Source organism: Rhizobium rhizogenes NBRC 13257 (genome assembly GCF_000696095.1).
Lineage (GTDB): Bacteria > Pseudomonadota > Alphaproteobacteria > Rhizobiales > Rhizobiaceae > Rhizobium > Rhizobium rhizogenes.
This window is the reverse complement of sequence record NZ_BAYX01000004.1, coordinates 326,629-353,034: the sequence shown is the minus strand read 5'-3', so window position 1 is coordinate 353,034 and position 26,406 is coordinate 326,629. Positions and strand designations below refer to the sequence as shown.

The following is a 26,406-nucleotide window of genomic DNA, read 5'->3' as shown; positions in this document are numbered from 1 at the left end:
CTTGCCTCAGGCTCCCTTGACTGCCTTGACGATCTTCTGGGCGGCATCGTCCAGGTCATCGGCAGAGATGACATTGAGACCGGATTCATTGATGATCTTCTTGCCGAGCTCGACATTGGTGCCTTCGAGGCGAACGACGAGCGGAACCTTCAGACCGACTTCCTTGACGGCTGCGAGCACGCCTTCGGCAATGACATCACACTTCATGATGCCGCCGAAGATGTTGACCAGGATCCCCTGGACCGCCGGATCGGCGGTAATGATCTTGAAGGCGGCCGTGACCTTTTCCTTGGTGGCGCCACCGCCGACATCGAGGAAGTTCGCCGGCTCAGCGCCGTAGAGCTTGATGATGTCCATGGTTGCCATGGCAAGGCCGGCACCGTTGACCATGCAGCCGATATTGCCGTCGAGGGCGACATAAGCCAGGTCGTATTCGTGAGCCTGGATTTCCTTCTCGTCTTCTTCCGACTTGTCGCGCAGGGCGCGGATGTCTTCATGACGGAACAGCGCATTGCCGTCGAAGGAGACCTTGGCGTCGAGGACGCGCAGGCGGCCGTTGGTCATGACGATCAGCGGGTTGACCTCGAGCAGGGCCATGTCCTTCTCGACGAAGGCCTTGTAGAGGATCGGGAACAGCTTGGCGCCGTCCTCGCGAGCAGCCCCTTCGAGCTTCAGCGCGTCGGAAATGGCGGTCGAGTCGGCAGCCGTCACACCAGCAGCCGGATCGATGGCGACGGTGATGATCTTTTCCGGCGTGTCGTGCGCGACGGTCTCGATGTCCATGCCGCCTTCGGTCGATACGACGAAGGCGACCTGACCGACGGAGCGGTCGACCAGGATCGAGAGGTAGAGTTCGCGGTCGATGTCAGCGCCGTCTTCGATGTAGAGGCGGTTGACCTGCTTGCCGGCCGGGCCGGTCTGCTTTGTCACCAGCGTGTTGCCAAGCATGTCCTTGGAATTGGCAACGACGTCCTCGATCGACTTGGCGAGGCGAACGCCGCCCTTGGCGTCGGGGCTAAGTTCCTTGAACTTGCCCTTGCCGCGGCCGCCGGCGTGGATCTGGCTCTTGACGACGTAAAGCGGACCCGGAAGCTGCTTTGCGGCAGCTTCGGCTTCGTCTGCGGAGAAGATGGCAACGCCGTCCGCGACGGGTGCGCCAAAGGACTTCAGCAGAGCCTTGGCCTGATATTCATGAATGTTCATGGGTTTATCCCTGTTATAACGCGGAAATTACTTCAGCGACGGCGCGATGGTGATGCAGGCTTCGCAAAGACCGGCGACGGATGCGACCGACTTGTCGAAGGCTTCCTTCTCGGCCTTGTTCAGGTCGATCTCGATAATCCGCTCGATGCCGCCGGCGCCGATGACCGTGGGAACGCCGACATACATGTCCTTGACGCCGTACTGGCCATCGAGATGGGCAGCGCACGGCAGAACGCGCTTCTTGTCCTTGAGGTAGGATTCAGCCATGGCGATGGCGGATGCGGCCGGAGCGTAGTAGGCCGAGCCGGTCTTCAAGAGACCGACGATCTCGGCGCCTCCGTCGCGGGTACGCTGAATGATCTCTTCGAGGCGCTCAGCGGTGAGCCAGCCCATGGTGACGAGGTCGGTTAGCGGGATGCCGGCAACGGTGGAGTAGCGGGCGAGCGGGACCATCGAGTCGCCATGGCCGCCGAGAACGAAAGCGGTGACGTCTTCGACGGAAACGTTGAATTCCTTGGCGAGGAAGAGGCGGAAGCGCGACGAGTCCAGCACGCCGGCCATGCCGACAACCTTGTTGGCCGGGAGGCCCGAGAACTTCTGCAGCGCCCAGACCATGGCGTCGAGCGGGTTGGTGATGCAGATCACGAAAGCGTTCGGGGCATACTTCTTGATGCCGGCGCCGACCTGCTCCATGACCTTGAGGTTGATGCCGAGAAGATCGTCGCGGCTCATGCCCGGCTTGCGGGCGACGCCGGCGGTGACGATGCAGACGTCGGCACCTTCGATCGCGGAGTAATCACTGGCGCCGGTCAGGTTGGCGTCGAAGCCTTCGACTGGCGAAGACTGGGCGATGTCGAGACCCTTGCCCTGAGGAATGCCGTCCGCGATGTCGAACAGGACGATGTCGCCCAGTTCTTTCAAGCCAGCGAGATGCGCCAGCGTGCCACCAATCATGCCAGAACCAATAAGTGCGATCTTGTTGCGCGCCATTTCGGGGTATCCTTTGCGATCAAAATCCGTGGCGGGACGCCCACAAGGCATCCACCATTGCCGCCAATCGCATAGACCCAACGGCCGAAATTGGCAATTGATTATTTTGAGAGCAGGGATTTCAATCGGTTAGATCGATAATGTCTTACGTAAACGTAAGACATTCTGTCACCAATCTGTTACTCGGCAGCCCGTTTGGCGGGAGTCTGAGCGAGATATTCGGCGCTGCGCATCTCGAAAAGCCGCGATGCGGTGCGGTCGAATTCGAAGCCTTCCGTGCCGCGTCTTTCGACCAGCAGATCCTCCGGCATCGCCGCTGCTGAAACATAAAGCCGGATGGCGTGATCGTAAAGCGTGTCGATGAGGATGATGAAACGCTTGGTCTGGTTGCGTTTTTCCGGCCCGAGCTTCGGCACCCGGTCGAGAAAGATCGTGTCAAACCGCTTGGCGATCGCCAGAAAGTCGGCTGCCCCCAGCGGCGCATCGCAGAGATCGGCGAAGGAAAAACGCGCGATGCGATCGGCGGCAAACGGCACATGGATGGACCGCCCCTTCATCGGGATGTCCATGGGCTGCGGCTTGCGGCCATGCAGCGCCTGTACCCAGGACGCCTCCATCGCCATGTCGGTGCGCTCGTCGATCGGGATCAGATAGACCGGCTGACTGTTCAGCTTCTCCATCCGGTAATCGGTTGGCGAATCCAGCGTGACGACCTCGACATGGCGTTTCAGCAGATCGATGAAGGGCAGGAACAGGCCGCGATTGAGGCCGTCGCGATAAAGATTGTCAGGCTCGACATTCGAGGTGGCGACCAGCACACAGCCGAGCGAGAACAGCTCGGAAAACAACCGCGACAGGATCATTGCGTCGGCAATGTCGGTCACGGTGAATTCGTCGAAGCACAGCAGCTCGGCCTCGCTATAGAGGTCGGCCGCGACCGGCAGCACCGGGTCGGCCTGCTTGGTCTCGCCATTCTTGAATTTCAGCCGGTGAGCTGCGATGCGATTGTGCACATCGGCCATGAATTCATGGAAATGCGCCCGGCGCTTCTTTTTGGCTGGCGCCATGGCGAAGAACATGTCCATCAGCATGGTCTTGCCACGCCCGACGCTGCCATGGATGTAGAGACCGCGAACAATCTCGGCCGGCTTCTTGCGCGCAAACATCCAGCCGAGAGCGCTCGACTTGATTGCCGGCCGCTTCTGCTTGAGATTGGCAAGCACGCGATCGAGGGATTTCGCCACATCCATCTGCGCCGAATCCACCTGAAGCGATCCGGAGGCCGTCAGCGCCTTTAGCTGTTCGCCGACGCTGATGGAATAATCGGGCATGGGCTGCATGGGGAAATATCCACCTGTGCAAAGGGGAAGCGACCCGGACGGCCGCCCCCTTCAAAAGAGCTTTATCGGCTGAGGCTGATCGGCTGGCCGGACGCGGTCGAGCCATCGTAGCGCGAATCGGCTGTCTTGTAGAGCGAGCCGATCTGGTTGCCGTCACGGTCCTTGAGAAGAACCTGCTTGCCGGACACCGCCCAGGAACCCATCGCCGTCAGTTCACCGGCGCAACCGCGTGTACCGCCGCGCGATCCGCTACCGAGATTGGTGAGCGTCAGGAACATATCGCAGCTCGATCCGCCATTGCTGACCTTCCAGCTGCCGACCATGGACTCCTTGGTCACGTCCTGCGCGGATGCGGCCATCGCCTGCTGTTGCTGCGGATTGGCCGCGTTCGGCGCGTTCGACGGCGCCGCGGGAAACTGCGAACCATCGGCGCCGTTCGTCGGCGGTAGCTGGCTGGACTGCACGGAAGGAACAGGCTGAGCCTGCAAGGGTGGTGGGCGCGAATAGGACGTATCGTCGTTGTTGTATGCTGTGCGCTGGCAACCGGCAAGCGACAGACCTATCGCCGCAGCCGTCACTGCATATCTCAATTGCATCATCATACTCCTAATCGTCCACCGCTGACATTGGGAAACCGAGCACCCATAAAATTGGAACTAACGTATTTCATTTTGGTTAATCAAGTCGATACAGGCATAAATCGCCGGACGCCATAGCTGTTCAGGAATCCGGTGATTTCAAGGCTGAACGCGCCGGACCTCAGCCAGATAGAACTCATCGGTCAATTCTCGCACCCTTCCATCGCACTTTCGTGATGGCGAAACCTGCTTGAAAAGCCGCGACAAGGAGCAAACAGAGCCGGCAAAAACGCGGCAAGCCGCAACCGGTTTCGGCAGCGGCTCCCGTAGTTAAGCGTTCAGATCCTCGTCACCCGATGGGCTAAACAAACAATCGCCGGCGGTCAGACCCGCCGTTCGACCATCATCTTCTTGATTTCGGCGATCGCCTTGGCCGGGTTCAGGCCCTTGGGGCAGGTCTGGGCGCAGTTCATGATCGTGTGGCAGCGATAGAGGCGGAAAGGGTCCTCGAGATTGTCGAGACGTTCGCCCTTTGCCTCGTCGCGGCTGTCGATCAGCCAGCGATAGGCCTGCAGCAGAACAGCCGGACCGAGGTAGCGGTCGCCGTTCCACCAGTAGCTCGGACAGGAGGTCGAGCAGCAGGCGCAGAGGATGCATTCATAGAGGCCGTCGAGCTTCAGGCGGTCCTCATGGCTCTGCTTCCATTCCTTGGCCGGCGGCGGCGACACGGTCTTGAGCCAAGGCTCGATCGAGCGATGCTGGGCGTAGAAGTTCGTCAGATCCGGCACCAGATCCTTCACGACCGGCAGATGCGGCAGCGGATAGATCTTCACCGTGCCCTTGATCTCGTCCAGGCCCTTGGTGCAGGCGAGCGTATTGGTGCCGTCGATGTTCATCGCGCAGGAACCGCAGATACCTTCACGACAGGAACGGCGCAGCGTCAGCGTCGGGTCGATGTTGTTCTTGATGTAGAGCAAGCCATCGAGCACCATCGGGCCGCAATCGTCGACATCGATGTAATAGGTGTCGATGCTCGGGTTCAGACCGTCATCCGGGCTCCAGCGATAGACGCGGAATTCGCGCGTGTTCTTGGCACCCGCCGGCTTCGGCCAGACCTTGCCTTCGCGCATCTGAGAGTTCTTGGGGAGAGCGAGTTCAACCATGGTCAGTTCCTCTCAGATCAATATACTCGTGCCTTGGGCTCGATCTTGTGCGGATCGATACCTTCGGCAATCAGTTCGGTATGGACGGGACGATAGTCGAGCTTCACGTCGCCGGCTTCGTTGACCCAGGCAAGCGTGTGCTTGCGCCAGTTCTCATCGTCGCGGCCGCCGAACTTGCCTTCGGTATAGTCCTCGCGGGCATGCGAGCCGCGGCTCTCCTTGCGGGCCTCGGCGCCGTAGATCGTCGCGATGGCGTTGGTCATCAGATTGTGCAGTTCCAGCGTCTCGACGAGATCGGAATTCCAGATCAGCGAACGGTCGGTGACCTTAACATCGGACAGTTCCTTCCAGATCTCCGAAATGCGGCGGCAGCCGGATTCCAGCGATTCCTGCGTGCGGAAAACGGCGGCGTCTTCCTGCATGGCACGCTGCATTTTCTCGCGCAATACCGCCGTCGGCGTGCTGCCGCTGGCGTGACGCAGGCGGTCGAAGCGATCCATGATCTTGTCGCAGGCAGCAACGTTGACCGGCGGCACCGGGCTGACGCGGTCGATGACTTCGCCGGCACGAATGGCAGCGGCACGACCGAAGACCACGAGGTCGATCAACGAATTGGAGCCGAGACGGTTGGCACCGTGCACCGAGGCGCAGCCGGCTTCGCCGACGGCCATCAGACCCGGCAACACGCGCTCGGGATTGTTGCTGTCGGCATTCAGCACTTCGCCCCAATAGTTCGTCGGAATGCCGCCCATGTTGTAGTGGACGGTCGGCAGAACCGGGATCGGCTCGCGGGTCACGTCGACGCCGGCGAAAATGCGCGCGCTCTCGGAAATGCCCGGCAGGCGCTCATGCAGCACGGCTGGATCGAGATGGTCGAGATGCAGGAAGATGTGGTCCTTGTTCTTGCCAACCCCGCGACCCTCGCGGATTTCCAGGGTCATGCAGCGAGAAACGACGTCACGCGAGGCAAGGTCCTTTGCCGAAGGAGCATAGCGCTCCATGAAGCGCTCGCCTTCGGAATTAACGAGATAGCCGCCTTCGCCGCGCGCGCCTTCGGTGATCAGACATCCCGAACCGTAAATACCGGTCGGATGGAACTGCACGAATTCCATGTCCTCCAGCGGCAGTCCGGCGCGGGCCACCATGCCGCCACCGTCACCGGTGCAGGTATGGGCTGAGGTTGCCGAGAAGTAGGCGCGGCCATAGCCGCCGGTCGCCAACACCACCATCTTGGCAGCGAAGCGATGGATCGTGCCGTCATCGAGGCACCAGGCAACGACGCCGGTGCAGCGGCTGCCGTCATCCGACATGATGAGGTCGAGCGCGAAATACTCGATGAAGAATTCCGCATTGTTGCGCAGCGACTGGCCGTAGAGCGTATGCAGGATGGCGTGGCCGGTACGGTCGGCTGCCGCGCAGGTGCGCTGCACCGGCGGTCCCTCGCCGAAATTCTGCATGTGGCCGCCGAACGGGCGCTGATAGATCTTGCCTTCCTCGTTGCGCGAGAAGGGCACGCCGTAATGCTCGAGCTCATAGACCGCCTTCGGCGCTTCCATGACCATGTATTGCATGGCGTCGACGTCGCCGAGCCAGTCGGAGCCCTTGACGGTGTCGTAGAGATGCCACTGCCAGCTGTCCGGCGTCATGTTCTGAAGCGAGGCGGCAATGCCGCCCTGGGCTGCAACGGTGTGCGAACGGGTCGGAAAGACCTTGGTGATGCAGGCGGTGCGGAAGCCCTGTTCGGCCATGCCGAGCGTGGCGCGCAGGCCAGCGCCGCCGGCGCCGACGACGATCACGTCATAGGAGTGATCGACATACTTGTAGGCTTTGCCATTCTGAGCGGATGAGTTCGATGCCATGATGCAATTATCCTACGAACGCGATCTTCAGAATGGCGAAGAGACAGAGCCCCGCCATGACGATCGAGAAGAATGTGTTGAGCATGAGAAGGACGATCTTGCCGAATTCGCCGTGGACATAGTCCTCGATGATGACCTGCATGCCGAGCTTCATGTGAATGATACCGGAGATCACCATAAGGCCCATGATGACGGCGACGAAGGGATTCGACAGGGCGTGCACGACCTCCGCATAGGGAGCGCCTGCATGGATGATCAGGAAAATGACGAAGAAAATGAAGAGCGGGACGTTGGCGACGGCGGTCAGGCGCTGGCGCCAGAAATGGTCGGTGCCTTCCTTGGCGGAGCCAAGGCCGCGGACTTTGCCCAAAGGGGTACGCATATCCATGAGAAATATCCTTTAAAGCAATGATCCCGAACCGAAGGACCGCAAAGCGGCTTCGGACAGGATCATGCCGATCAAACCAGCCGGATGGCGATGCCGATAATCCAGACCAGCGCGGTCAGACAGAGCGAACCGACGAGCGTCGCCTTGGCCAACTTGGTCGAGAATTCCTTACCGAAGCCGTAGCCGAGGTCCCACATGAAATGGCGCAGGCCGCCGAGCATGTGGTGGAGCAGCGCCCATGTGTAACCGAACAGCACGAGCCGACCGATGATCGTGCCCATGATCCAGTTGACCAGTTCGAAATAGCCCTGGCCCGTCGCCGCGGCGATCAGCCACCAGGCAACCAGCACCGTACCGAAATAGAGCGCGCCACCGGTGATACGGTGCACGATCGACATGATCATGGTGGGAATAGGCTTGTAGATTTGCAGATGCGGCGACAAGGGCCGGTTTTGTGTGACGTTCGCCATCAGAACCTCGCGGCGTTACGATACGCTTCTATCCCGGATGTCTCCGGGGCAACGCACACGCGCGGGAAAATCCTGTGTGCGTTGCATCAATTGCGACCATTAATCACGGAAAGGCACGGCGACAAGCACAATTGCTGTCTGCCTCGAATTTAATCGATTCGGATCGTTCGACATCTTTGGCGCGTGCGTGAAAATCATGTCCCCAGATCGGGGCGTCAATATGATTTTCCCGTCTGCCAAGTGGACTTAACCACGCGCTTGCGGCATTCTGTTCTTCACACTTTATTAGGGATTTAGCGGGCGAGGAAAACGCATGCGGCAGCATCTTTTCAAGGCAACGGCGCTCGTTTTGGCGGCAGTTGCCGTTCTATCATCCGTATCGGTCTTGGCGGGTGATTATCGCCGGGAGCATCGGCCGTTCCATCATTCCGGCCCCCACCGGTTGCAGGAAATCTCCTGGCCGCAGCGCTCGGCACAGCCGCAGCCGGACAGAATCGTCCTGATGGACCGGCAATATGCGGCGGATGTCGGCACCTACGCCGGAACCGCGGATGTCTACCGGGCCAATGACGGAACCTACGTCCTTGGTTATGGCGGCTATGACCGATACCCCGACAAACCCGCGACACGGCTGAGACCCCGCGCCCAGGTGATCGATATCAAGCTTGCCGGCAATGCCTGCGCCTATGAAGCGGGCGTCTGCGTGATTCGCCCGTAAGGATCGTTAGTCGGCGAGAAACCGCCAAACCGTCGTCTTCTTGACTTCGCTATCCTCCAGCGCCCGCGTTACCGGCACCTGATAGCAGGCCCGCGCCTCCAGACGATCCTTAGGCAGGTAGGCGCGGCCCGGATCGCCGACCAGAACCAGAAGGCCCTCCCCCGCCAGCTGTCGAAGCCAGGGAATGAGCCGATCGGCAAAATCGCGATCGTAAAAGACATCCCCGGCGAGAACCACGTCTGCATCGATCGCCTGATTCACGAGATTGTCGTCGGTGAAATCGAGCACAACATCGTTTTCCATGGCGTTCAATCGCACCGCCGTTTCCGCCCAGGGGTCGATATCGGCGGCGAGCACCCGGCTTGCGCCCGCAAGCCTCGCCGCAATCGCCACCAGTCCCGAACCGCTGGCGAAATCGACAACCCGTTTGCCGGCAACCTCGTCGGGATGATCGAGGATATAGCGCGCAAGCCCTTGCCCGCCGGCCCAGGCGAAAGCCCAGAAGGGCGGCGGCAGGCCGATCTCCTCAAGTTCCTCCTCCGTTTTCAGCCAGAGATCATGGGCTTCGCTGGCCAGATGCAGCCGGATTTCCGGTGTATGCGGCGGCGCCATGACGCTGGTGTTCGCACGGATGAATGTCTCCGGATCGGTCTTCAAGCGGCCCTCGGGTCGAGAGTGTCAAACGGGCGGATTGTCGAGTTCGCCCATGCGGCAGACTTCGAGATACTCATCGTCCGTCACCGGCTGCACGGAAAGCCGCATCGAGGTGACGAGCGACATCTGCGAAAGCTTCGGATTGGCCTTGATATCCTTCAGCGACACCGGCTTCGGCATATCGCGCACGGCGCGGATATCGACGCAATCCCAGCGCGGATCGTCCTTGGCGGTGGCATCGGGATGCGACAGCGCGCAGACCTCGACGATCCCGACAATCTCCAGCCCGTCATTGGAATGGTAGAAGAAACCTTTGTCACCGATCTGCATCGTCCGCATGTTGTTGCGGGCAAGATAGTTGCGAACGCCGGTCCAGGCCGTGCCCTCGCTCCCGGCATCCTTCTGCTGCTGCCAGGACCAGGAGGACGGCTCAGATTTATACAGCCAATGCGCCATGCCTCATGCCTCCGGATTGTTGAAGACCCAGTTGAACGGCTTGACCTCGACACTCTCGAACAGGCCGGCCTTGGCATAGGGATCGGAATCGGCAATCGCCTTCGCTGCCTCTATCGTGTCGGCATTGACGATAACCAGGCTGCCATTCGGCTTGCCGTCGGCATCGAGGAACGGCCCCGCTATCTTCAGCGTGCCCTCGGCGTTGAGCTTGTTCAAATGCTCGACATGGGCGGGACGCGTGTCCATGCGGACATTCAGGTGACCAGGCTTGTCCTTGCAGACAAAGGCAAACAGCATTGTTTTATTCTCCTTTTGACATCCAGAAAACTATTCCGTCGTGATCGGCCGCGTCATCAATTGCTCAATGGCGGTCGGGATATCCAGCTTGCCGTCGATTATGGCCGAAACGGCTTCGGTGATGGGCATATCGACACCGAGACCCTGCGCCAGCTTCGCCGCGATCGAGGCGGCATAGGCGCCTTCGACCAGTTCTCCATGCGCGGGATCGACCGTCTGGCCCTGGCCTAGCGCAATGCCGAAGCGCAGGTTGCGGGACTGGTGGCTGGTGGCGGTCAGCACGAGGTCGCCGAGGCCGGAAAGCCCGCGCACGGTCTCCGCCTTGCCGCCCTTGGCAAAGACGAAGCGCGACATCTCAGCAAGGCCGCGGCTGATCAGCGCCGCGCGTGCCGAATCGCCGATCCCTCGTCCTTCAACGATACCGCAGGCAATCGCCAGCACATTCTTCAAGGCGCCGCCGAGCTGCACGCCAACGCGATCGGAAGAGGCGTAAAGACGGAAGGTGCGGCCGGAAATCGCCTGCGCCAGCCGTTCGGCCACCGCCATGTCGGCCGCCGCGATCGCCATGGCGGTCGGCAGGCCCTTGGCGATATCGGCGGCAAAGCCCGGCCCGGAGAGAACGGCGATGGCGTGGTGCGGCAATTCGCGTTCCAGCATGTCGGTCAGAAGATCGCCAGAGACCTTGTCGATGCCCTTGGCGCAGGTGACGACGACGGCGTCAGGCGCGAGATAAGGACCGTAGTGACGTGCCGCATCCGCTTGCGCCTGCGACGGCATGGCGAACAGCACGATGCCGGCATCCGAAATCGAGTCCGGCTCGGCGGAAAATTGCAGCAAATCCGGCAGTTCGATGCCGGGCAACGCCGTGTCATTCATCCGGTCAGTATTGAGATCGGCCATCAGCGCCGCCTTGCGCCCGACCAGTGTCACCTCGCTCTTGCCCGTCAAGGCGATGACGGCGGCGAGCGCCGTGCCGAAGGCGCCGGCGCCAATGACCGCGATCCGTTCGTTACCGCTCATGCCTTCGCTCCTCGTTTGCCGTGACCCAGAAGCGTTTCCGCCTTCTGATCGAGCGGCCAGCGCGAGCGCGGCTGCACATCGAGACCATCAGGTGCGGCCCCCGTTGCCATGCGCTCCAGCCCGGCCCAGGCGATCATCACGGCATTGTCGGTGCAGAGGCTCAGCGGTGGCGCGATGAAGCGGAAACCATTGAGATCGCAGAGCTCCTGCAGCGTGCGGCGCAGCTCGAGATTGGCGGCGACACCGCCGGCCACTACCAGTGCCGGCTTTTCCGCCGTCTTCGGAAACTCGCTCTTGAAGCGTTGCAGGCCACGCCCGATCCGATCCTTCAATGTGCGCGACACCGCCTTCTGGAAGGAGGCGCAGATATCGGCAATATCCTGCTCGCTCACCGGCGCGATCGTCGTCGCAGCCAGCCGCACCGCTGTCTTGAGGCCGGAAAAGGAAAAATCCAGCCGCGTCTCGCCGACCAGCGGCCGCGGAAGATCGAATCGGTCCGGATTACCCTTCTTCGCCGCCGCCTCGACGGCCGGACCGCCGGGATAGGGCAGGCCGAGCAGCTTGGCCGTCTTGTCGAAGGCTTCGCCCAGCGCATCGTCGATCGTCGTGCCCCAACGCTCGTACTGACCGACGCCGCGCACCAGGATCAGCTGCGTATGGCCGCCGGAAACGAGCAGCATCAGATAGGGGAAGGCGAGGCCATCCGTCAGCCGTGCCGTCAAGGCATGGCCTTCCAGATGGTTGATGGCATAGAGCGGCTTGCCGGTTGCCTTCGATATCGCCTTGCCGGTCATCAACCCAACGAGCAGACCGCCGATCAGGCCGGGGCCAGAGGTGGCCGCAATGGCATCGACATCGGCCAGCGACACATTGGCGCGCTTGAGCGCCTCGTCGATCAACGTATCCAGTGCTTCGACATGGGCACGCGCAGCAATCTCGGGCACGACGCCGCCATAGGCGCTGTGCTCGTCCAGCTGGCTCAAAACCACGTCTGAGCGTACGATGGCGGTGCCGTCATCCTGGCGCTCGACAATGGCCGCGGCGGTTTCGTCGCAGCTTGTTTCAATGCCGAGAATACGAAGAAAGGACGCCATGGAAGTCGTTCAATGCCTGTTGGTCGATTGCGATAAAGCGGAAATATGGTTACGGGGACTGTCGGTAACAACGGATCAAAGCGGATGCAAACAAAACCTTTCCGGATCGGCACGCGCGGCAGCCCGCTAGCATTGGCGCAGGCGCACGAGGCCCGTGACCGCCTGATGGCAGCGCACGGCCTGCCGGAAGAAATGTTCGAGATCGTCGCTCTGACCACCAAGGGCGACCGCATCGCCGATCGTACGCTGGCGGAAATCGGCGGCAAGGGCCTGTTCACGCAAGAGCTGGAAGAGAAACTGACCTCGGGCGAGCTCGACTTTGCCGTGCACTCGGCCAAGGACATGGCGACGAAACTGCCGGAAGGATTGGCGCTCACCGCCTACCTGCCGCGCGAGGATATCCGCGATTCCGTCATCGGCCGCACGGCGCCGAAGCTGATCGAGCTCCCGCATGGCGCAACCGTCGGCTCCGCATCGCTGCGCCGCCAGGCGCTGATCCGCCGCCTGCGCCCCGATATCAACGTCATCACCTTTCGCGGCTCGGTACAGACCCGGTTGCGCAAGCTGGAAGAAGGTCAGGCGGACGCAACGCTGCTGGCTGTTGCCGGCCTGAAACGGCTCGGCAAGGTGGACGTGATCACCGACATCCTCGATCCCGACGAATTCCCGCCGGCACCGGCCCAGGGCGCGATCGGCATCGAAAGCCGCATCGGCGACAAGAGGACGAACGACCTGCTCGCCGCCATCAATGACAGCCCGACCTTCGACATCGTTTCCTGCGAGCGCGGCTTCCTGGCGGCACTCGACGGCTCCTGCCGCACGCCGATCGCCGGCTACGCCGTCTGCGAAGGCGACCATATCCGGTTCTTCGGCATGATCCTGACGCCCGACGGCCAGCAGGTGCACACGACCACCATCGAGGGCAACCGTCGCGATGCCGAGGCGCTTGGCACCAATGCCGGCCAGGCTATCCGCGCCGAGGCTGGCAGCGCGTTCTTCGAAGACTGGACCTGACGCCCATGCGCGTCGTCGTCACCCGCCCCCAGCATTCGGGTGAACGCACCGTCCGGCGGCTGACGGAGATGGGACACGAGCCGCTGCCGCTGCCGCTGTCGGAGCCGGTGCACGATGTCGATGCAGCCCGACAGGCGCTGTCGGAAACGCAAGGCGCTATTGCCGTCACCAGCGCCGAGGCGATCCGCACCCTAGCCGCACTGGGCCAAAATATCGCGCCTCATCTTGGTCGCCCGCTCTTTGCCGTCGGCAAGGCGACGGCAAAGGAAGCAAGGATCCTTGGCTTTACCCATGTTCTTACCTCCGAAGGCAGCGGCATCGAACTCGCGGAGCTGATTGCCCACAACCGAGCCGGCATGCAACAGACCTTGCTCTATCTCGCCGGCTCGCCGCGCGCCGCCGGTTTTGAAACAAGATCGACGGAATTGAATATCCCGCTGCGGACGGTGGAATGCTACCACATGCTGGATATCACCCCCGACGATGCGACCCTCCGCAAGTTTTTTATCGACACCCCTGCCGACGCCGTACTGTTCTATTCCCGCCAGACGGCACTGCGCTTTTTCAGCCTGCCCTTCCTGCGGCAACAGCCGGATGCCCTTGCCCCAACGAGGTTCCTCTGCCTCAGTGAAGCGATTGCGGATGCTGTCCCGGCCTTGCTGCGCGCCCAATCGGATATTGCCGCCATGCCGGATGAAGACAGTCTTCTGGCGCTTCTGACGACGGAGTAAGGCCTCAATTTTGATCTAAGCTCTTTCCATATTCGACTTGTCTGTCTAACCTCGCTGCAGCGCATGAAAAGAGGACCTCATGGTATCGCGAAAAACGCCAAACCATTCGAAGCCCAACGACGAGCCGGTCACGATCGACCTCAAAGCTGAGGAAGCTGTGCAAGCCGCAGCTTCGGAGGACGTCACCGAGCGCAACCCCAGCGAACCCGGCAGCTCATCCGCCAACGAGGTGGAAATGCCGCTGGAAGCGGAGAAGGAAACGTTGCGCGACGAGGAGGCCGGCGAGCCCGTCACGGAAACAGCGGAAGAGAAGCTCAAGGCCGAGCTCGACCAGGAAGCTGAAACCTACTCTTTCCGTAGCGAGCCCCCCGCTGCACCCCAGCGTCAACAAGGATCGACCTCGGGCCTGATTGCCGCCGGCATTGTCGGCGGTCTGATTTCCCTCATCTGCGTCGGCGCCATCCAATATGCCGGCCTTCTGCCCGGCGGCAGGGCAGCGAAGGACACGTCCGCCGATATCGCCGCGCTCACCGCCGAAATCGATGGACTGAAACAAACCGTTTCCAATCTCGCCGCCGCACCCGCAGCAGCGCCCGACACGACGCTCGCCGCCCGCATCGCGACCCTTGAGACCGCCGCGGCCAACAACACGGCGACCGGCGGATCATCCGGAGCAAGCAGCGGCGACGCCGATCAGAAGATCGCAGCGCTTAGTGCCGAGATGGGCCAATTGAAGGCAAGCCTCGACCAGACGACGCAAAGCCGGGCCTCGGCCGACGCCGATGTCAGCAAGCGTCTCGATGATGCCGAAAAGAAACTGAGCGAGCCGAGCCAGGAAAGCGCCGTTGCCCGTGCGATTGCGGCCGCGGCATTGAAGGCCGCGATCGATCGCGGCGGGCCTTTCCAGCCCGAGCTCGACACCTTCGCCAATGTCGCGCCGGATGATCCTGCCGTTGCCGATCTCAAGAATTTCGCCCAGAGCGGCATTCCGTCCCGTGCCGATCTCATTCGCCAGGTTTCCAACGTCACGACCGCGATCGTCGGCTCGGTGCAGCAGGACGATCCGAACCAGAGCTGGAGCGACCGGATGCTGTCGGGCGCCAAATCCCTGGTGCAGGTGCGCCCGGTCGGCAATGTCTCCGGCGATGGCGTCGATGCTATTGCAGCCCGTTTCGAGGATAAGGTGAAGAATGGCGACCTGCCTGGCGCCATCACCGAATGGAACAGCCTGCCGGATGCCGCCAAATCGGCTTCCGCCGCCTTCAAGCAGTCGCTGGAAGCCCGCATCCGCGTCGAGGATCTGGTCAGCGACGCCCTGTCGAAGGCGATCGCCAATACCGGAAAACAGAACTGAGGACGGAGCGCGAGAATGATCAGACTGCTTATCTTCGCCCTCCTCGTCCTGGCGCTCGGCTATGGCTTTTCGTGGCTGGCGGATCGCCCCGGCGATCTCTCGCTGGTCTGGGAAGGCCAGCTCTACCAGACCAAGCTGATCGTTGCCGCCGGCATCCTGATCGCGTTGGTCGCGGCCACCATGATCGTCTGGTGGTTCATCCGGCTGATCTGGAACTCACCACATTCCGTCACCCGCTATTTCCGCGCCCGCAAGCGAGATCGTGGCTATCAGGCGCTGTCGACCGGGCTGATCGCCGCCGGTGCCGGCAATGCGCTGCTTGCCCGCAAGATGGCGGCACGCACGCGCGGCCTGATCCGCGCCGACCAGGAGCCGCTGATCAACCTGCTTGAGGCGCAGGCGGCCCTGATCGAAGGCAAGCATGACGAAGCGCGCCAGAAATTCGAGCTAATGGCCAACGACCCGGAAACCCGGGAACTCGGCTTGCGCGGTCTCTATCTCGAGGCCAAGCGCCTCGGCGCCAATGAGGCGGCGCGGCAATATGCCGAAAAGGCCGCCGATCACGCCCCCTATCTGCCCTGGGCTGCGCAGGCAACGCTGGAGTATCGCAGCCAGGCCGGCAACTGGGACGATGCCATCAAGCTTCTCGACCAGCAGAAAGTCGCCCATGTCGTCGACAAGGAGACCGCCAACCGCCAGCGCGCCGTGCTCCTGACCGCGCGCGCCAACGACAAACTCGAAAGCGATCCGGCCGGCGCCCGCGACGATGCGCTCGCGGCGCTGAAACTGTCCGCCGATTTCGTCCCCGCCGCGCTGACAGCCGCCAAGGCATTGTTCCGCGAAGACAAGGTGCGCAAGGCCGCCTCCATGCTCGAACAGGTCTGGAAGGCAAAGCCGCATCCGGAGATCGGCAAAGCCTATGTCCGCGCCCGCAGCGGCGACAGCGTCACCGACCGCCTGAAGCGCGCCGAGCGGCTGGAAGCCATCCGCCCGAACAATGTCGAGGCGCTGCTCGTCACCGCGAAGGCGGCGCTTGATGCCCACGACTTCGCCAAGGCCCGCGCCAAGGCCGAGGCCGCCGCCCGCATCGACGCCCGCGAAGGCGCCTTCCTGCTGCTGGCCGATATCGAGGAGGCCGAGACCAACGACCAGGGCCGCGTCCGCCACTGGATGGCGCAGGCGCTGCGCGCGCCGCGCGATCCGGCCTGGGTAGCCGACGGTTTCGTCTCCGACAAATGGCTGCCGCTGTCGCCCATCACCGGCCGGCTCGATGCCTTCGAATGGAAAGCACCCTTCGGCCAGATCGAGGGACCACTGGAAGAAGGCACGGCCGTTTCGGTCGATGCCGCGCTGAAGTCGCTGCCGCCAATGCGCGAGGCTACTCCCGCAACCGCTGCGGCAAAGGCGACTTCACCAATAGTTGCATCGCCGACTACCCGCACCTCTGTTATAGAGCTGGAACCAATCGCGGCGAAGCCGGCAACAGCCGCCGCCGCAACCGAGCCGGCGAAGGAGCCGGAACCAAGGCCCTTCTTCGGCGGTGCGCCGGATGATCCGGGTGTGAAAAATCGAGAACTTGAACCGGACCCCAAGACACGGCTCAAGTTGTTCTAGGGCATGATCTCAGGGAGCGCGCAGCGCTTTCCAGAGGAAGGTGCTCAGTTGCTCTAAGAATGGAACCGAATGTTTGAACGCTTTCAGGAATTTTTCCACAGCCTGACGAAAGACCACTCCAAATCCGGTTTTGCACCAGACGACCCGCGCATCGCGGTGGCGGCTCTGTGTTTTCAGGTGATGGAAGCGGACGGCAAGATCGAGGACAGCGAAAAAAAGCGGCTGCGCAAGCTATTGAAGAGCCAGTACGGTCTCGACGGCCGCCAGCTCGACGCGCTGATCGCCGCCGGCCAGGAAGCCGAGAGCGAGGCGGTCGATTACTACCGCTTCACCTCCGACCTGAAACGCCATCTGAATAGCGAGCAGCGCCTCGAACTCCTCGGCATCCTCTGGGACATCGTCTATGCCGATGGCGAGCGCAGCGAGATGGAGGATCACGCGATCTGGCGGATCGCCGATCTCATGGGCATCTCCGATCGCGAGCGCATCGTGAAACGCCAGGAGGCCGCTGCCCGCGCCCCGGGCCACGCGATGGAGACTGGCGATGATGATTGAAGCGCCACGGCGCGGCAAGGATCGCCGCCCCGTCCTGATCGTGTTGCACCAGGAGCGCTCCAGCCCCGGCCGCGTCGGTCAGATGCTTCTGGACAAGGGCTATGATCTCGATGTCCGCCGCCCGGTGCTCGGCGATGGACTGCCGACGACGCTGGAGGGTCACGCGGGCGCGGTGGTCTTCGGCGGGCCGATGAGCGCCAATGATCCCGACGATTTCGTCAAGGCGGAGATCGGCTGGCTCAATGTGCCGCTCAAGGAAAACCGCCCCTATCTCGGCATCTGTCTCGGCGCGCAGATGCTCGCCCGCCATCTCGGCGCCAAGGTGAAGGCGCGCGACGACGGCAAGACCGAAATCGGCTGGTATCCGCTGCAGCCGACGGAAAGGGGCCGGCTTCTGATGCGCCGCTGGCCGCAAATGGTCTATCACTTCCACCGCGAAGGCTTCGACCTGCCGCACGGCGCCGAGCTACTGGCAACCGGCGAGACCTATCCCAACCAGGCTTACCGCTATGGCGCCAATGCCTGGGGCCTGCAGTTCCACGCAGAACTCACGCGTGCGATGATGCAGCGCTGGGTCGTGCACGGCGAACACCGCTTCTGCATGCCGAACGCCCAGCAGGGCCGCGAGCATCTGGAAGGCCGCATGATCTTCGATCCGCCGCTGAAAACCTGGCTCTCCGAATTCCTCGACATGGTGTTCGAGGGCAAGCAGGCGATGGCGGCTTGAGCTGCCCGATATCTCAGCTCGGCTCCAACATCGACATGTATCGCCTAATTGCTTGACGCACCGACGCGGCGAAGCGCCTTAAGCGTTCGCTATCGGCAGCAAGCTCATCCCGCAGCGTTCTCGGGATCTCCAGCTGAACGCCCACATTCCGCTTGCCGCCATTGCATATATTGCCAGCCGCCGTGCCTGCCAGAGGCTCGCCCTTCACTCTCGCAACGGCCCTGAACCCGCCCTCGGACAATGCTTGCACGATCACGTCGCGAAGGACCTCATCAAGGCCACCGACCCAGGAGGCCTCCGGATCGTCCCTGTCGATCCGGCCGTGAATGGCAACGACAATCGAGGATGCCGAAACCAGAGCACGCGCCTTCGGCTCGTCGAAACGGTCCGAGGTGATATGAAGCTCACGATGCGCCCTGCCCGCTCCAAGTCCCTCGAAGCAGTAAGCGGAGAAAGTGTCGGACGCTATTTCCAGCGCGATCTCCGACGTCGTGGGCTCGATGAAGCCTCCGTGGGGAGCAATGATGGCGGCCGGCGATGATCTCGCTTCCACACGGATGCGATAGTCGACACCCTCGGTTTCATGCTCTCGCAGCGTTGAGAAGGAACTATATCGATCCGGCTGCTTTACCATGGTGCACCTTTACGCCACCTGTGGCTCGCCCTCGCGGTCCGGTGCGTTCAAACTGTCGATCTTGCGTAGCTGCGGGAAGCCCGTCGCCCAGATGATCGCGACCGCCAGCGTGCCGATGCCGCCGATGACGACGGCAGGGATGGCGCCGAAATAGCTGGCCATGGTGCCCGCCCGGAATTCGCCGAGCTCGTTCGACGCGCCGACAAAGACCATGTTGACGGCGTTGACGCGGCCACGCACATGATCCGGCGTCCAGAGCGTGATCAGGGTTTCGCGGACATAGACCGAGATCAGGTCGGATGCGCCCATGATCGCAAGTGCCGTGATTGATAGCCACGGCGTATGGGAGATGCCGAAGATCAGCGTTCCCAGGCCAAACATGCCGACGCCGATAAACATGCAGATCCCGGCCCGGTGCCGGATGGGATAGGTCGCCAGAAACAGGCCCATGGCGATGGCGCCGAAGCTCGGTGCGGCGCGTAGGAGGCCGAGGCCCCAGGGGCCGAGCGTCAGAATATCGCGTGCAAAGATCGGCATCAGCGCCACCGCGCCGCCGAGCAGCACGGCGAACAGGTCGAGCGAGACCGCGCCCAGCACCACCTTCTCCGACCAGATGAAACGGAAGCCGGCAAGAATTTCGTTCAGGCTCTTCGATTGATGGGCCACGCGCTGTTGCGGCTTCGGAATGAGAAAGGTGAGCACAGAACCGGCCGCAAAGAACAGCACGGCAACGCCATAGGAAACGCTCGGACCGATGCCGTAAAGCAGGCCGCCGGCGACCGGGCCGAGGATGGCGGCGGCGTCCCAGGACATGGAGTTCCAGGTCACCGCATTCGAAAGATCCGCAGGCGGAATGAGATTGGGAGCAAGCGACTGTGTCGCCGGCGTCATGAACGCGCGCTCGATACCAAAGACCGTGAGGATCAGGAAGACCAGCCATGGCTTAAAGGCGTCGGCAACGGTCAGAAGCAGCAGCGCAGCCGTGCAGATCGTCCCAACGAGAATGCAGATGGCGGCGATCATGCGCCTGTTGTAGCGGTCGGCCACAGTGCCGGTCACCAGGATCAGCAGCAGCGACGGCAGGAACTGCACCAGACCGATCAGGCCGAGATAGATCGGCTTGCCGGTATGCTCGTACATCTGCCAGCCGACAGAAACGCTGACGACCTGCGTGGCAAAGCCGGTCAGAAAACGGGCAAAGAAGAAATAGGTGTAGGCGATATGCCGGAACGCGGCAAATCTGTCTCCGCTGGCAACCAACGACATATGTGAGACTTTCCGACCGGAGCAATGGCGCAGAACGCGCTCGCTCGGCCTGTTAGGCATGATTCAGCCTGTGTCAAAGCATGGGGCTTGCCCGTTAAGTCGCCAATGTCTACATGTCTGTCAACCACGAAATGGAGACGGACATGCTCGCCTTATTTCAAACCATTGATCTGGCTTTGAATCTTTATACCTGGGTGCTGATCGCCAGCGCCATCTTCTCTTGGCTCTATGCTTTCAACGTCATCAATTCGAGCAATCAGTTCGTCAATTCGGTCGGAAGCTTTCTGTATGCAGTCACTGAGCCGGCGCTGCGCCCGATCCGTCGCGTGCTGCCCAATCTCGGCGGCATCGACATTTCGCCGATCATCCTGCTCCTGCTCATCTTCTTCGTCCGCTCGCTGATGTGGAACTCGCTGTATCCGCTCTTCGTGCGGTGAACGGCGCCTGGCAGGCTTTTGCCGATCATGTGAGGCTATCGGTCCGGCTCACGCCCAATGGCGGGCGTGATGCCGTCGATGGTATCGAGACCGGCGCCGATGGCGAGGCCTACCTCAAGGCCCGCGTTTCGGCCGTGCCGGAAAAGGGCAAGGCCAACAAGGCGCTGATCGCGCTGCTGGCCAAGCGCCTTAGCATCCCCAAATCCTCGCTCAGCCTGATTTCCGGCGACACAGCACGTAAAAAAATCCTCCGGATCGATGGCGACCCGGAGGATTTGATAGGCAGGCTGAAAGCTATCGTGAAGGGCTGATCAGGCCTTCGCCTTCTTGGCGCGCTCGATGGCTTCAAGAATAAGCTCACCAGCTTCCTTGGAACCGCCCCAGCCATAGATCTTCACCCATTTGCCGGGTTCCAGATCCTTGTAGTGCGCAAAGAAATGCTCGATCTGCTTCAGCGTGATCTCCGGCAGGTCGGTATGTTCCTTGACCTTTTCGTAGCGCAGCGTCAGCTTCGGCGACGGAACGGCAATGATCTTTTCGTCCTTGCCGGAATTGTCTTCCATCTTCAGCACGCCGATCGGGCGAACATTGATGACACAGCCCGGAACCAGCGGACGAGTGCTGGCGATCAGCACGTCGATCGGGTCGCCGTCTTCGGAAAGCGTATGGGGAACGAAGCCGTAATTGCCTGGGTAGGTCATCGGCGTGTAGAGGAAACGGTCGACGACCAGCGTGCCGGCCTCCTTGTCCATTTCATACTTGATCGGGTGACCGCCGACCGGAACTTCAACGATGACGTTGACGTCTTCGGGCGGGTTCTTGCCAATGGAAATCGCGTCGATGCGCATGCGTGTCCCCTAAATATTCAGGATGGTTACCGCAAGCCAGATAATCGGAATCATTCCGCAACGCAACAATGCATTGGTAGAGTGTGGGATTTTATCGGGGATCGCAGCCGAGACGATGCGGTACTTTCAAGGCCAGACGAAGCCGATCTTCTTGATCTGCTTGCGGTCGAAGGTCTCGACACCCTCACAGAAATCGGCGCCGCCCTGGCCGCGATAGAAGCGGTCGGCATTCTCGTTTTCTTCGAGGCACCAGACGACGAGACCCTTGCAGCCGAGCGACTTCAACAACCGGCGCGCTTCACCAAACAGCAGCCGGCCAAGACCGATACCCTGATATTCCGGGCGAAGATAAAGCTCGTAGATCTCGCCTTCCTGCGGCAGAGCGCGGGCGCGGTTGAGACCGAGCGTGGCATAGCCGGCAATCTCGCCGGCGACATCGAGAACGAGAAGCGTGGCCGGACCGCTGGTCGCCTTGCGCCACCAGCTTTCGCCGCGCCGTTCGATCATCTGGCTCAGCGCACGATGCGGAATGATGCCGGAATAGGTGTACTGCCACGACTGGCGGTGCACCTCCGAAATAGCCCGGGCATCATGCGGTTCTGCCCGCCGAACATCAATCGACAACGTCTTCATAACGTTTACTCTGGTCTCGCCAGCCCAAATTAACCATCCTCATTTACGAAGACGGCCGACTTGCCCACAGCCTTTATCCGTGGACGACTGCTGAAAATTAACGCCTTTTTAACCTTTGCCACAAGGGTCCAAAAATCGAACACACAAAATAAAACCCCGGCACAATGGCCGGGGTTGAATGGTTCGAAGCGATACAGGCCGTTCCGTTAAGCGGAACGCGCCTTTTCGAAGCGCTTACGCTCGTTCGGGTCGAGATACATCTTGCGCAGACGAATCGACTTCGGCGTGACTTCCATCAGCTCGTCGTCCTGGATCCAGGAGAGGGCGCGATCGAGCGTCATGCGGATCGGCGGCGTCAGCTTGACGGCCTCGTCCTTGTTGACCGAGCGGATGTTGGTCAATTGCTTACCCTTGAGGACGTTGACTTCAAGGTCGTTGTCGCGTGTGTGGATGCCGATAATCATGCCGGCATAAACCTTTTCACCCGGATCGATGATCATCGGACCGCGATCTTCCAGGTTGAACATCGCGTAGGCGACGGCTTCGCCGGATGCGTTGGACAGCAGGACACCGTTGGAGCGGCCGCCGATCGCGCCCTTGAAGGGCTGATAATCATGGAACAGACGGTTCATGATGGCAGTGCCGCGCGTATCCGTCAGCAGTTCCGACTGATAGCCGATGAGGCCGCGGGTCGGTGCAAAGAACTTCAGGCGCAGGCGATTGCCGCCGGACGGACGAAGCTCGACCATTTCTGCCTTGCGCTCGGACATCTTCTGCACGACCACACCGGAATGTTCTTCATCGACGTCGATGACGACTTCTTCGATCGGCTCCAGCATCACGCCCGTGGCTTCGTCCTTGTGCATGACAACGCGCGGACGCGACACGGCAAGCTCGAAGCCTTCACGGCGCATGGTTTCGATCAGAACGGCGAGCTGCAATTCGCCGCGGCCGGAGACGTAGAACGAATCCTTGCCTTCGGCTTCTTCGATCTTCAGCGCGACATTGCCTTCGGCTTCCTTGAACAGGCGGTCGCGGATGACGCGCGAAGTAACCTTGTCGCCTTCGGTGCCAGCCAGCGGGCTGTCGTTAACGATAAAGGACATGGTGACGGTCGGCGGATCGATCGGCTGGGCGTGCAGCGCCTCGGTCACCGACGGATCGCAGAACGTGTCGGCGACGGTGCCCTTGGACAGGCCGGCGATGGCGACGATATCGCCTGCATGGGCTTCATCGATCGGCGTGCGCTCGATGCCACGGAAGGCGAGGATCTTGGAAATGCGGCCGGTTTCGATCAGCTTGCCGTCCTGGCCCAGAACCTTGACGGCCTGGTTCGGCTTGATCGAGCCGGAATGAATACGGCCAGTGATGAGGCGGCCGAGGAAAGGATTGGCTTCGAGAAGCGTGCCGATCATGCGGAATGCGCCATCTTCTTCGCCGACACTCGGCTCCGGCACATGCTTCAGCACGAGATCGAGAAGCGGACCAAGGCCCTCCTCAACCGGGCCTTCCGGCGAATAGTTCATCCAGCCAGCGCGGCCAGAGCCGTACAGGATCGGGAAATCGAGCTGCTCGTCGGTGGCGTCGAGCGCTGCGAAGAGATCGAAGACTTCGTTGATGACTTCTTCATGGCGAGCGTCCGGACGGTCGATCTTGTTGATCGCGACGATCGGGCGAAGACCGACTTTCAGCGCCTTGCCGACCACGAACTTGGTCTGCGGCATCGGGCCTTCCGAGGAATCGACCAGCACGATAGCGCCATCGACCATCGACAGGATGCGCTCGACTTCACCGCCGAAGTCGGCGTGGCCGGGCGTGTCGACGATGTTGATGCGAACGCCCTTCCAGATGACGGAGGTCGCCTTGGCGAGAATGGTGATACCGCGCTCTTTTTCCAGATCGTTGGAATCCATCATGCGCTCAACGGTGCGCTGGTTCTCGCGGAAGGAACCGGACTGCTTCAGAAGCTCGTCAACGAGGGTGGTTTTCCCATGGTCAACGTGCGCGATGATCGCGATGTTGCGAAGTGCCATAATCTTATATCTCTGGGGCTGAGGCGCGATATAAAGTAAACACGCCAATTACGTTTGGCGCGCTCATACCCTTTTTTTCGCGTTTGCGAAAGGGGGGAGGCAAGAAAGCAGCAGCGAGCCTGCTTTCTTGTGTCTTCAGTGCGTCGATTTCGTCGCTCGAACGCTCATACCCAGCAGCTAAATCAAGCCGCCAACCCCTTCTTCTTCAGCATCGCATCCGGGCTCGGCAGCTTGCCACGAAATGCCTTGTAGGCGTCCTCCGGGTCGATCGAGCCACCGACGGAATAGATGTTGGCCTTCAGTTTCTCGGCCATCTGCGCATTGAAGGCGTCGCCGGTTTCCTCGAAGGCGGAGAAGGCGTCGGCGTCGAGCACTTCCGACCACATGTAGGAATAGTACCCGGCCGAATAGCCGTCGCCGGAAAAGACATGTTGGAAGTGTGGCGTGGCATGGCGCATGACGATCGATTTCGGCATGCCGATTTCTGAGAGCACCTCGGCCTGCACCGCCATCGGATCCTCGACGGCGCCACGCGTGTGGAAGGCCATATCGACCAGCGCCGACGAGGTGAACTCCACCGTGTTGAAGCCGGCATTGAAGGTGCGGGCGGCGAGAACCTTGTCGAGCAATGCCTGCGGGATCGGCGCGCCGGTCTCATAATGCACGGCATATTCCTTGAGGATCGCCGGCACGGTCAGCCAATGCTCATAGAGCTGCGACGGCAGTTCGACGAAATCGCGTGACACGCCGGTGCCGGCAACCGAGGGATAGGTGACGTTGGAGAGCATGCCGTGCAGCGCATGACCGAATTCATGGAACAGCGTGCGGGCGTCGTCCAGCGACAGGAGCGCCGGCTTGCCTTCGGCGGGCTTGGCGAAATTACAGACGTTATAGATGATCGGCAGCTCGCCAACATCGCCGTTCGGCAGCCGCAACTTATGCTGCGACTGGAACGAGCTCATCCAGGCGCCAGAGCGCTTCGAGCTGCGGGCGAAATAATCACCGAGGAACAGCGCCACCAGCCTGTCGGAACGATCGCGGATTTCGAAGACGCGGACATCGGGGTGATAGGCGGGAACGCCCTTCTGCTCGACGGCGCGGATGCCGAACAGGCGCCCTGCGACATCGAAGCAGGCGGCAATGATCTTTTCGAGCTGCAGATAGGGCTTCAGCTCAGCCTCGGAAAAATCAAACTTCTGCGTCCGGATCTTCTCGGCATAGTGCCGCCAGTCCCAGGGCATGACCTCGTGATTACGGCCCTCCTGCGAAATCAGTGCGGCGATATCGGCCTCTTCCTCGCCGGCACGCACGGCAGCCTTCGCCCAAACCGCCTTCAAGAGATCGTTCACCGCCTCCGGCGTCTTCGCCATGGTGTTGTCAAGCTTGAGCTCGGCAAAATTAGCGTAGCCAAGTAGCTTGGCCTTCTCGGCCCTCAGCGCCAGCGTCTCGCGGATGATCTTGCGATTGTCGGTCTCGCCGCCATTTTCGCCGCGCGCCACCCAGGCCTTGAAGGCCTGTTCGCGCAGATCGCGGCGCTCGGAGGCCGTCAGGAACGGCTCGATGATCGAGCGCGACAGGGTGACGGCATATTTGCCTTCTTCGCCCCGTTCCCGGGCTGCTGCCGCCATGGCGTCCTTAAGATAATCGGGAAGGCCGGCAAGATCGGCGTCTTCGGAAAGGATCAGCGCCCAGCTCTTTTCGTCGCCGAGGACATTCTGACCGAACTGCGCGCCGAGGCCCGCCAAGGTTTCGTTGATCGTGGCAAGCCGCTCCTGCTCGACCTTCGGCAGCTTGGCGCCCGACTTCACAAAACCCTTCCAGTGCCGCTCCAGAACCCGGGTCTCTTCCAGCGTCAGGCCGAGAGCGTCGCGCCCTTCCCAGAGCGCGTCGATGCGGGCGAAAAGCGCTGCATTCATGCCGATCTTCGAATAATGCCGCGATATCTTCGGCGCGATCTGGCGCTCCAGCGTCTGGATCACCTCGTTCGTATGCGCGCCGGCCTTGTTCCAGAACAGCGCGGACACCCGCGACAGCGCGTCGCCGGCAATCTCAAGCGCGGTAACGGTATTTGCGAAGGTCGGCGCCTCGCCATTTTTGGCGATCGCTTCGATCTCGGTCTCGTGGGAAGCAAGGGCCGCATCAAAGGCAGGCGCGAAATCGGCGTCCTTCACAGCGTCGAAACGTGGCAGGCCCTGGTGTCCGGTCCATTCGACGAGCGCGGGATTGACGGCGGCGTGGGAAGACATGCGAGGCATCCTTTCGGCAAACTTCTGATCGAAGCACGATATAAGGCCCGCTCCGCCGGATTGGTATGGCGGAGACAGAACAAA

Annotated in this window: 28 protein-coding genes; 9 read left to right on the top strand and 19 right to left on the bottom strand. The window is 61.4% G+C overall.

The window, feature by feature from the left end; all coding sequences use genetic code 11:
* Positions 1-6: 6 nt before the first annotated feature.
* From sucC to sdhC, 8 genes are all read right to left on the bottom strand, one after another.
* A complete protein-coding gene (gene sucC, locus RRH01S_RS11185) occupies positions 7-1,203 on the bottom strand; it encodes an ADP-forming succinate--CoA ligase subunit beta (protein WP_034521669.1) in 1,197 nt (398 codons plus the stop codon).
* A gap of 27 nt (positions 1,204-1,230) precedes the next feature.
* Positions 1,231-2,193 carry a malate dehydrogenase gene (mdh, locus tag RRH01S_RS11180; RefSeq protein WP_007690171.1) on the bottom strand — a complete coding sequence of 321 codons (963 nt, stop codon included), beginning with the start codon at positions 2,191-2,193 and terminating at the stop codon, positions 1,231-1,233.
* Between the two features lie 179 nt (positions 2,194-2,372).
* Positions 2,373-3,533 (bottom strand): cell division protein ZapE, encoded by a 1,161-nt coding sequence (gene zapE, locus RRH01S_RS11175; RefSeq protein ID WP_042471643.1) that lies wholly within the window; start codon positions 3,531-3,533, stop codon positions 2,373-2,375.
* 62 nt (positions 3,534-3,595) lie between these two features.
* Positions 3,596-4,129: a protease inhibitor Inh/omp19 family protein gene (locus tag RRH01S_RS11170; protein ID WP_034521674.1), complete on the bottom strand. Its 534-nt coding sequence runs from the start codon at positions 4,127-4,129 to the stop codon at positions 3,596-3,598.
* A 365-nt stretch (positions 4,130-4,494) separates the two neighbouring features.
* Entirely contained in the window at positions 4,495-5,274 is a 780-nt protein-coding gene (locus RRH01S_RS11165; RefSeq protein ID WP_007690177.1) for a succinate dehydrogenase iron-sulfur subunit, read from the bottom strand.
* A gap of 17 nt (positions 5,275-5,291) precedes the next feature.
* Positions 5,292-7,133 (bottom strand): succinate dehydrogenase flavoprotein subunit, encoded by a 1,842-nt coding sequence (sdhA, locus tag RRH01S_RS11160; protein ID WP_007690179.1) that lies wholly within the window; start codon positions 7,131-7,133, stop codon positions 5,292-5,294.
* A 7-nt stretch (positions 7,134-7,140) separates the two neighbouring features.
* Positions 7,141-7,521: a succinate dehydrogenase, hydrophobic membrane anchor protein gene (sdhD, locus tag RRH01S_RS11155; protein WP_042471639.1), complete on the bottom strand. Its 381-nt coding sequence runs from the start codon at positions 7,519-7,521 to the stop codon at positions 7,141-7,143.
* A gap of 71 nt (positions 7,522-7,592) precedes the next feature.
* Positions 7,593-7,991, bottom strand: a complete 399-nt coding sequence (gene sdhC / locus RRH01S_RS11150; protein WP_007690183.1) for a succinate dehydrogenase, cytochrome b556 subunit — start codon at positions 7,989-7,991, stop codon at positions 7,593-7,595.
* 313 nt (positions 7,992-8,304) lie between these two features.
* Here sdhC and RRH01S_RS11145 point away from each other — a divergent pair, with 313 nt between their 5' ends.
* Positions 8,305-8,709, top strand: coding sequence for a hypothetical protein (locus RRH01S_RS11145; RefSeq protein WP_012652673.1), 405 nt, complete (start codon positions 8,305-8,307; stop codon positions 8,707-8,709).
* A gap of 6 nt (positions 8,710-8,715) precedes the next feature.
* Here the strand turns inward: RRH01S_RS11145 and RRH01S_RS11140 are convergent, their stop codons facing one another.
* The 5 genes from RRH01S_RS11140 to tsaD are packed head-to-tail and all read right to left on the bottom strand — an operon-like array spanning position 8,716 to position 12,230.
* Positions 8,716-9,366 carry a class I SAM-dependent methyltransferase gene (locus RRH01S_RS11140; protein ID WP_042471635.1) on the bottom strand — a complete coding sequence of 217 codons (651 nt, stop codon included), beginning with the start codon at positions 9,364-9,366 and terminating at the stop codon, positions 8,716-8,718.
* A gap of 21 nt (positions 9,367-9,387) precedes the next feature.
* The gene (locus RRH01S_RS11135) at positions 9,388-9,819 is read right to left on the bottom strand and encodes an EVE domain-containing protein (RefSeq protein ID WP_007690188.1); all 432 of its coding nucleotides are present in this window, start codon (positions 9,817-9,819) and stop codon (positions 9,388-9,390) included.
* Between the two features lie 3 nt (positions 9,820-9,822).
* The gene (locus tag RRH01S_RS11130; RefSeq protein WP_007690190.1) at positions 9,823-10,116 is read right to left on the bottom strand and encodes a YciI-like protein; all 294 of its coding nucleotides are present in this window, start codon (positions 10,114-10,116) and stop codon (positions 9,823-9,825) included.
* Between the two features lie 30 nt (positions 10,117-10,146).
* Positions 10,147-11,136: an NAD(P)H-dependent glycerol-3-phosphate dehydrogenase gene (locus RRH01S_RS11125; protein ID WP_012652675.1), complete on the bottom strand. Its 990-nt coding sequence runs from the start codon at positions 11,134-11,136 to the stop codon at positions 10,147-10,149.
* Positions 11,133-12,230: a tRNA (adenosine(37)-N6)-threonylcarbamoyltransferase complex transferase subunit TsaD gene (tsaD, locus tag RRH01S_RS11120; protein WP_012652676.1), complete on the bottom strand. Its 1,098-nt coding sequence runs from the start codon at positions 12,228-12,230 to the stop codon at positions 11,133-11,135. Before tsaD ends, RRH01S_RS11125 begins: the two co-directional genes overlap by 4 nt.
* Positions 12,231-12,314: 84 nt before the next feature.
* On the opposite strand from tsaD, the gene hemC reads away from it, so the two are divergent.
* The 6 genes from hemC (at position 12,315) to RRH01S_RS11090 (ending at position 18,225) form a co-directional block, all read left to right on the top strand.
* Positions 12,315-13,244 (top strand): hydroxymethylbilane synthase, encoded by a 930-nt coding sequence (gene hemC / locus RRH01S_RS11115; RefSeq protein ID WP_042471630.1) that lies wholly within the window; start codon positions 12,315-12,317, stop codon positions 13,242-13,244.
* A gap of 5 nt (positions 13,245-13,249) precedes the next feature.
* Positions 13,250-13,975, top strand: a complete 726-nt coding sequence (locus tag RRH01S_RS11110; protein WP_012652678.1) for a uroporphyrinogen-III synthase — start codon at positions 13,250-13,252, stop codon at positions 13,973-13,975.
* 79 nt (positions 13,976-14,054) lie between these two features.
* The gene (locus RRH01S_RS11105; RefSeq protein ID WP_012652679.1) at positions 14,055-15,329 is read left to right on the top strand and encodes a COG4223 family protein; all 1,275 of its coding nucleotides are present in this window, start codon (positions 14,055-14,057) and stop codon (positions 15,327-15,329) included.
* 15 nt (positions 15,330-15,344) lie between these two features.
* Positions 15,345-16,943: a heme biosynthesis protein HemY gene (locus tag RRH01S_RS11100; protein ID WP_012652680.1), complete on the top strand. Its 1,599-nt coding sequence runs from the start codon at positions 15,345-15,347 to the stop codon at positions 16,941-16,943.
* A gap of 69 nt (positions 16,944-17,012) precedes the next feature.
* Positions 17,013-17,498 (top strand): tellurite resistance TerB family protein, encoded by a 486-nt coding sequence (locus tag RRH01S_RS11095; RefSeq protein ID WP_007693694.1) that lies wholly within the window; start codon positions 17,013-17,015, stop codon positions 17,496-17,498.
* A complete protein-coding gene (locus tag RRH01S_RS11090; RefSeq protein WP_012652681.1) occupies positions 17,491-18,225 on the top strand; it encodes a glutamine amidotransferase in 735 nt (244 codons plus the stop codon). The genes RRH01S_RS11095 and RRH01S_RS11090 overlap by 8 nt, the downstream gene beginning before the upstream one ends.
* Positions 18,226-18,238: 13 nt before the next feature.
* Here the strand turns inward: RRH01S_RS11090 and RRH01S_RS11085 are convergent, their stop codons facing one another.
* Both RRH01S_RS11085 and RRH01S_RS11080 read right to left on the bottom strand, forming a co-directional pair.
* Positions 18,239-18,859, bottom strand: coding sequence for a poly-gamma-glutamate hydrolase family protein (locus tag RRH01S_RS11085; protein ID WP_012652682.1), 621 nt, complete (start codon positions 18,857-18,859; stop codon positions 18,239-18,241).
* Between the two features lie 9 nt (positions 18,860-18,868).
* Positions 18,869-20,125 carry an MFS transporter gene (locus RRH01S_RS11080; RefSeq protein ID WP_034521687.1) on the bottom strand — a complete coding sequence of 419 codons (1,257 nt, stop codon included), beginning with the start codon at positions 20,123-20,125 and terminating at the stop codon, positions 18,869-18,871.
* Between the two features lie 113 nt (positions 20,126-20,238).
* Between RRH01S_RS11080 and RRH01S_RS11075 the strand changes: the two genes are divergently transcribed.
* Complete coding sequence (locus RRH01S_RS11075) at positions 20,239-20,562, top strand: YggT family protein (protein WP_042471625.1); 324 nt, start codon at positions 20,239-20,241, stop codon at positions 20,560-20,562.
* Positions 20,559-20,873 carry a DUF167 domain-containing protein gene (locus RRH01S_RS11070; protein ID WP_037218966.1) on the top strand — a complete coding sequence of 105 codons (315 nt, stop codon included), beginning with the start codon at positions 20,559-20,561 and terminating at the stop codon, positions 20,871-20,873. Before RRH01S_RS11075 ends, RRH01S_RS11070 begins: the two co-directional genes overlap by 4 nt.
* Here the strand turns inward: RRH01S_RS11070 and ppa are convergent, their stop codons facing one another.
* The 4 genes from ppa to RRH01S_RS11050 form a co-directional block, all read right to left on the bottom strand.
* On the bottom strand, positions 20,874-21,410 hold the full coding sequence (ppa, locus tag RRH01S_RS11065; RefSeq protein ID WP_007693707.1) for an inorganic diphosphatase: 537 nt from the start codon (positions 21,408-21,410) through the stop codon (positions 20,874-20,876).
* Positions 21,411-21,536: 126 nt separating this feature from the next.
* On the bottom strand, positions 21,537-22,043 hold the full coding sequence (locus RRH01S_RS11060) for a GNAT family N-acetyltransferase (protein ID WP_007693708.1): 507 nt from the start codon (positions 22,041-22,043) through the stop codon (positions 21,537-21,539).
* A gap of 206 nt (positions 22,044-22,249) precedes the next feature.
* Complete coding sequence (gene typA / locus RRH01S_RS11055) at positions 22,250-24,076, bottom strand: translational GTPase TypA (RefSeq protein ID WP_012652687.1); 1,827 nt, start codon at positions 24,074-24,076, stop codon at positions 22,250-22,252.
* Positions 24,077-24,258: 182 nt separating this feature from the next.
* Entirely contained in the window at positions 24,259-26,322 is a 2,064-nt protein-coding gene (locus tag RRH01S_RS11050; RefSeq protein WP_042471619.1) for a M3 family metallopeptidase, read from the bottom strand.
* Positions 26,323-26,406: the final 84 nt, after the last annotated feature.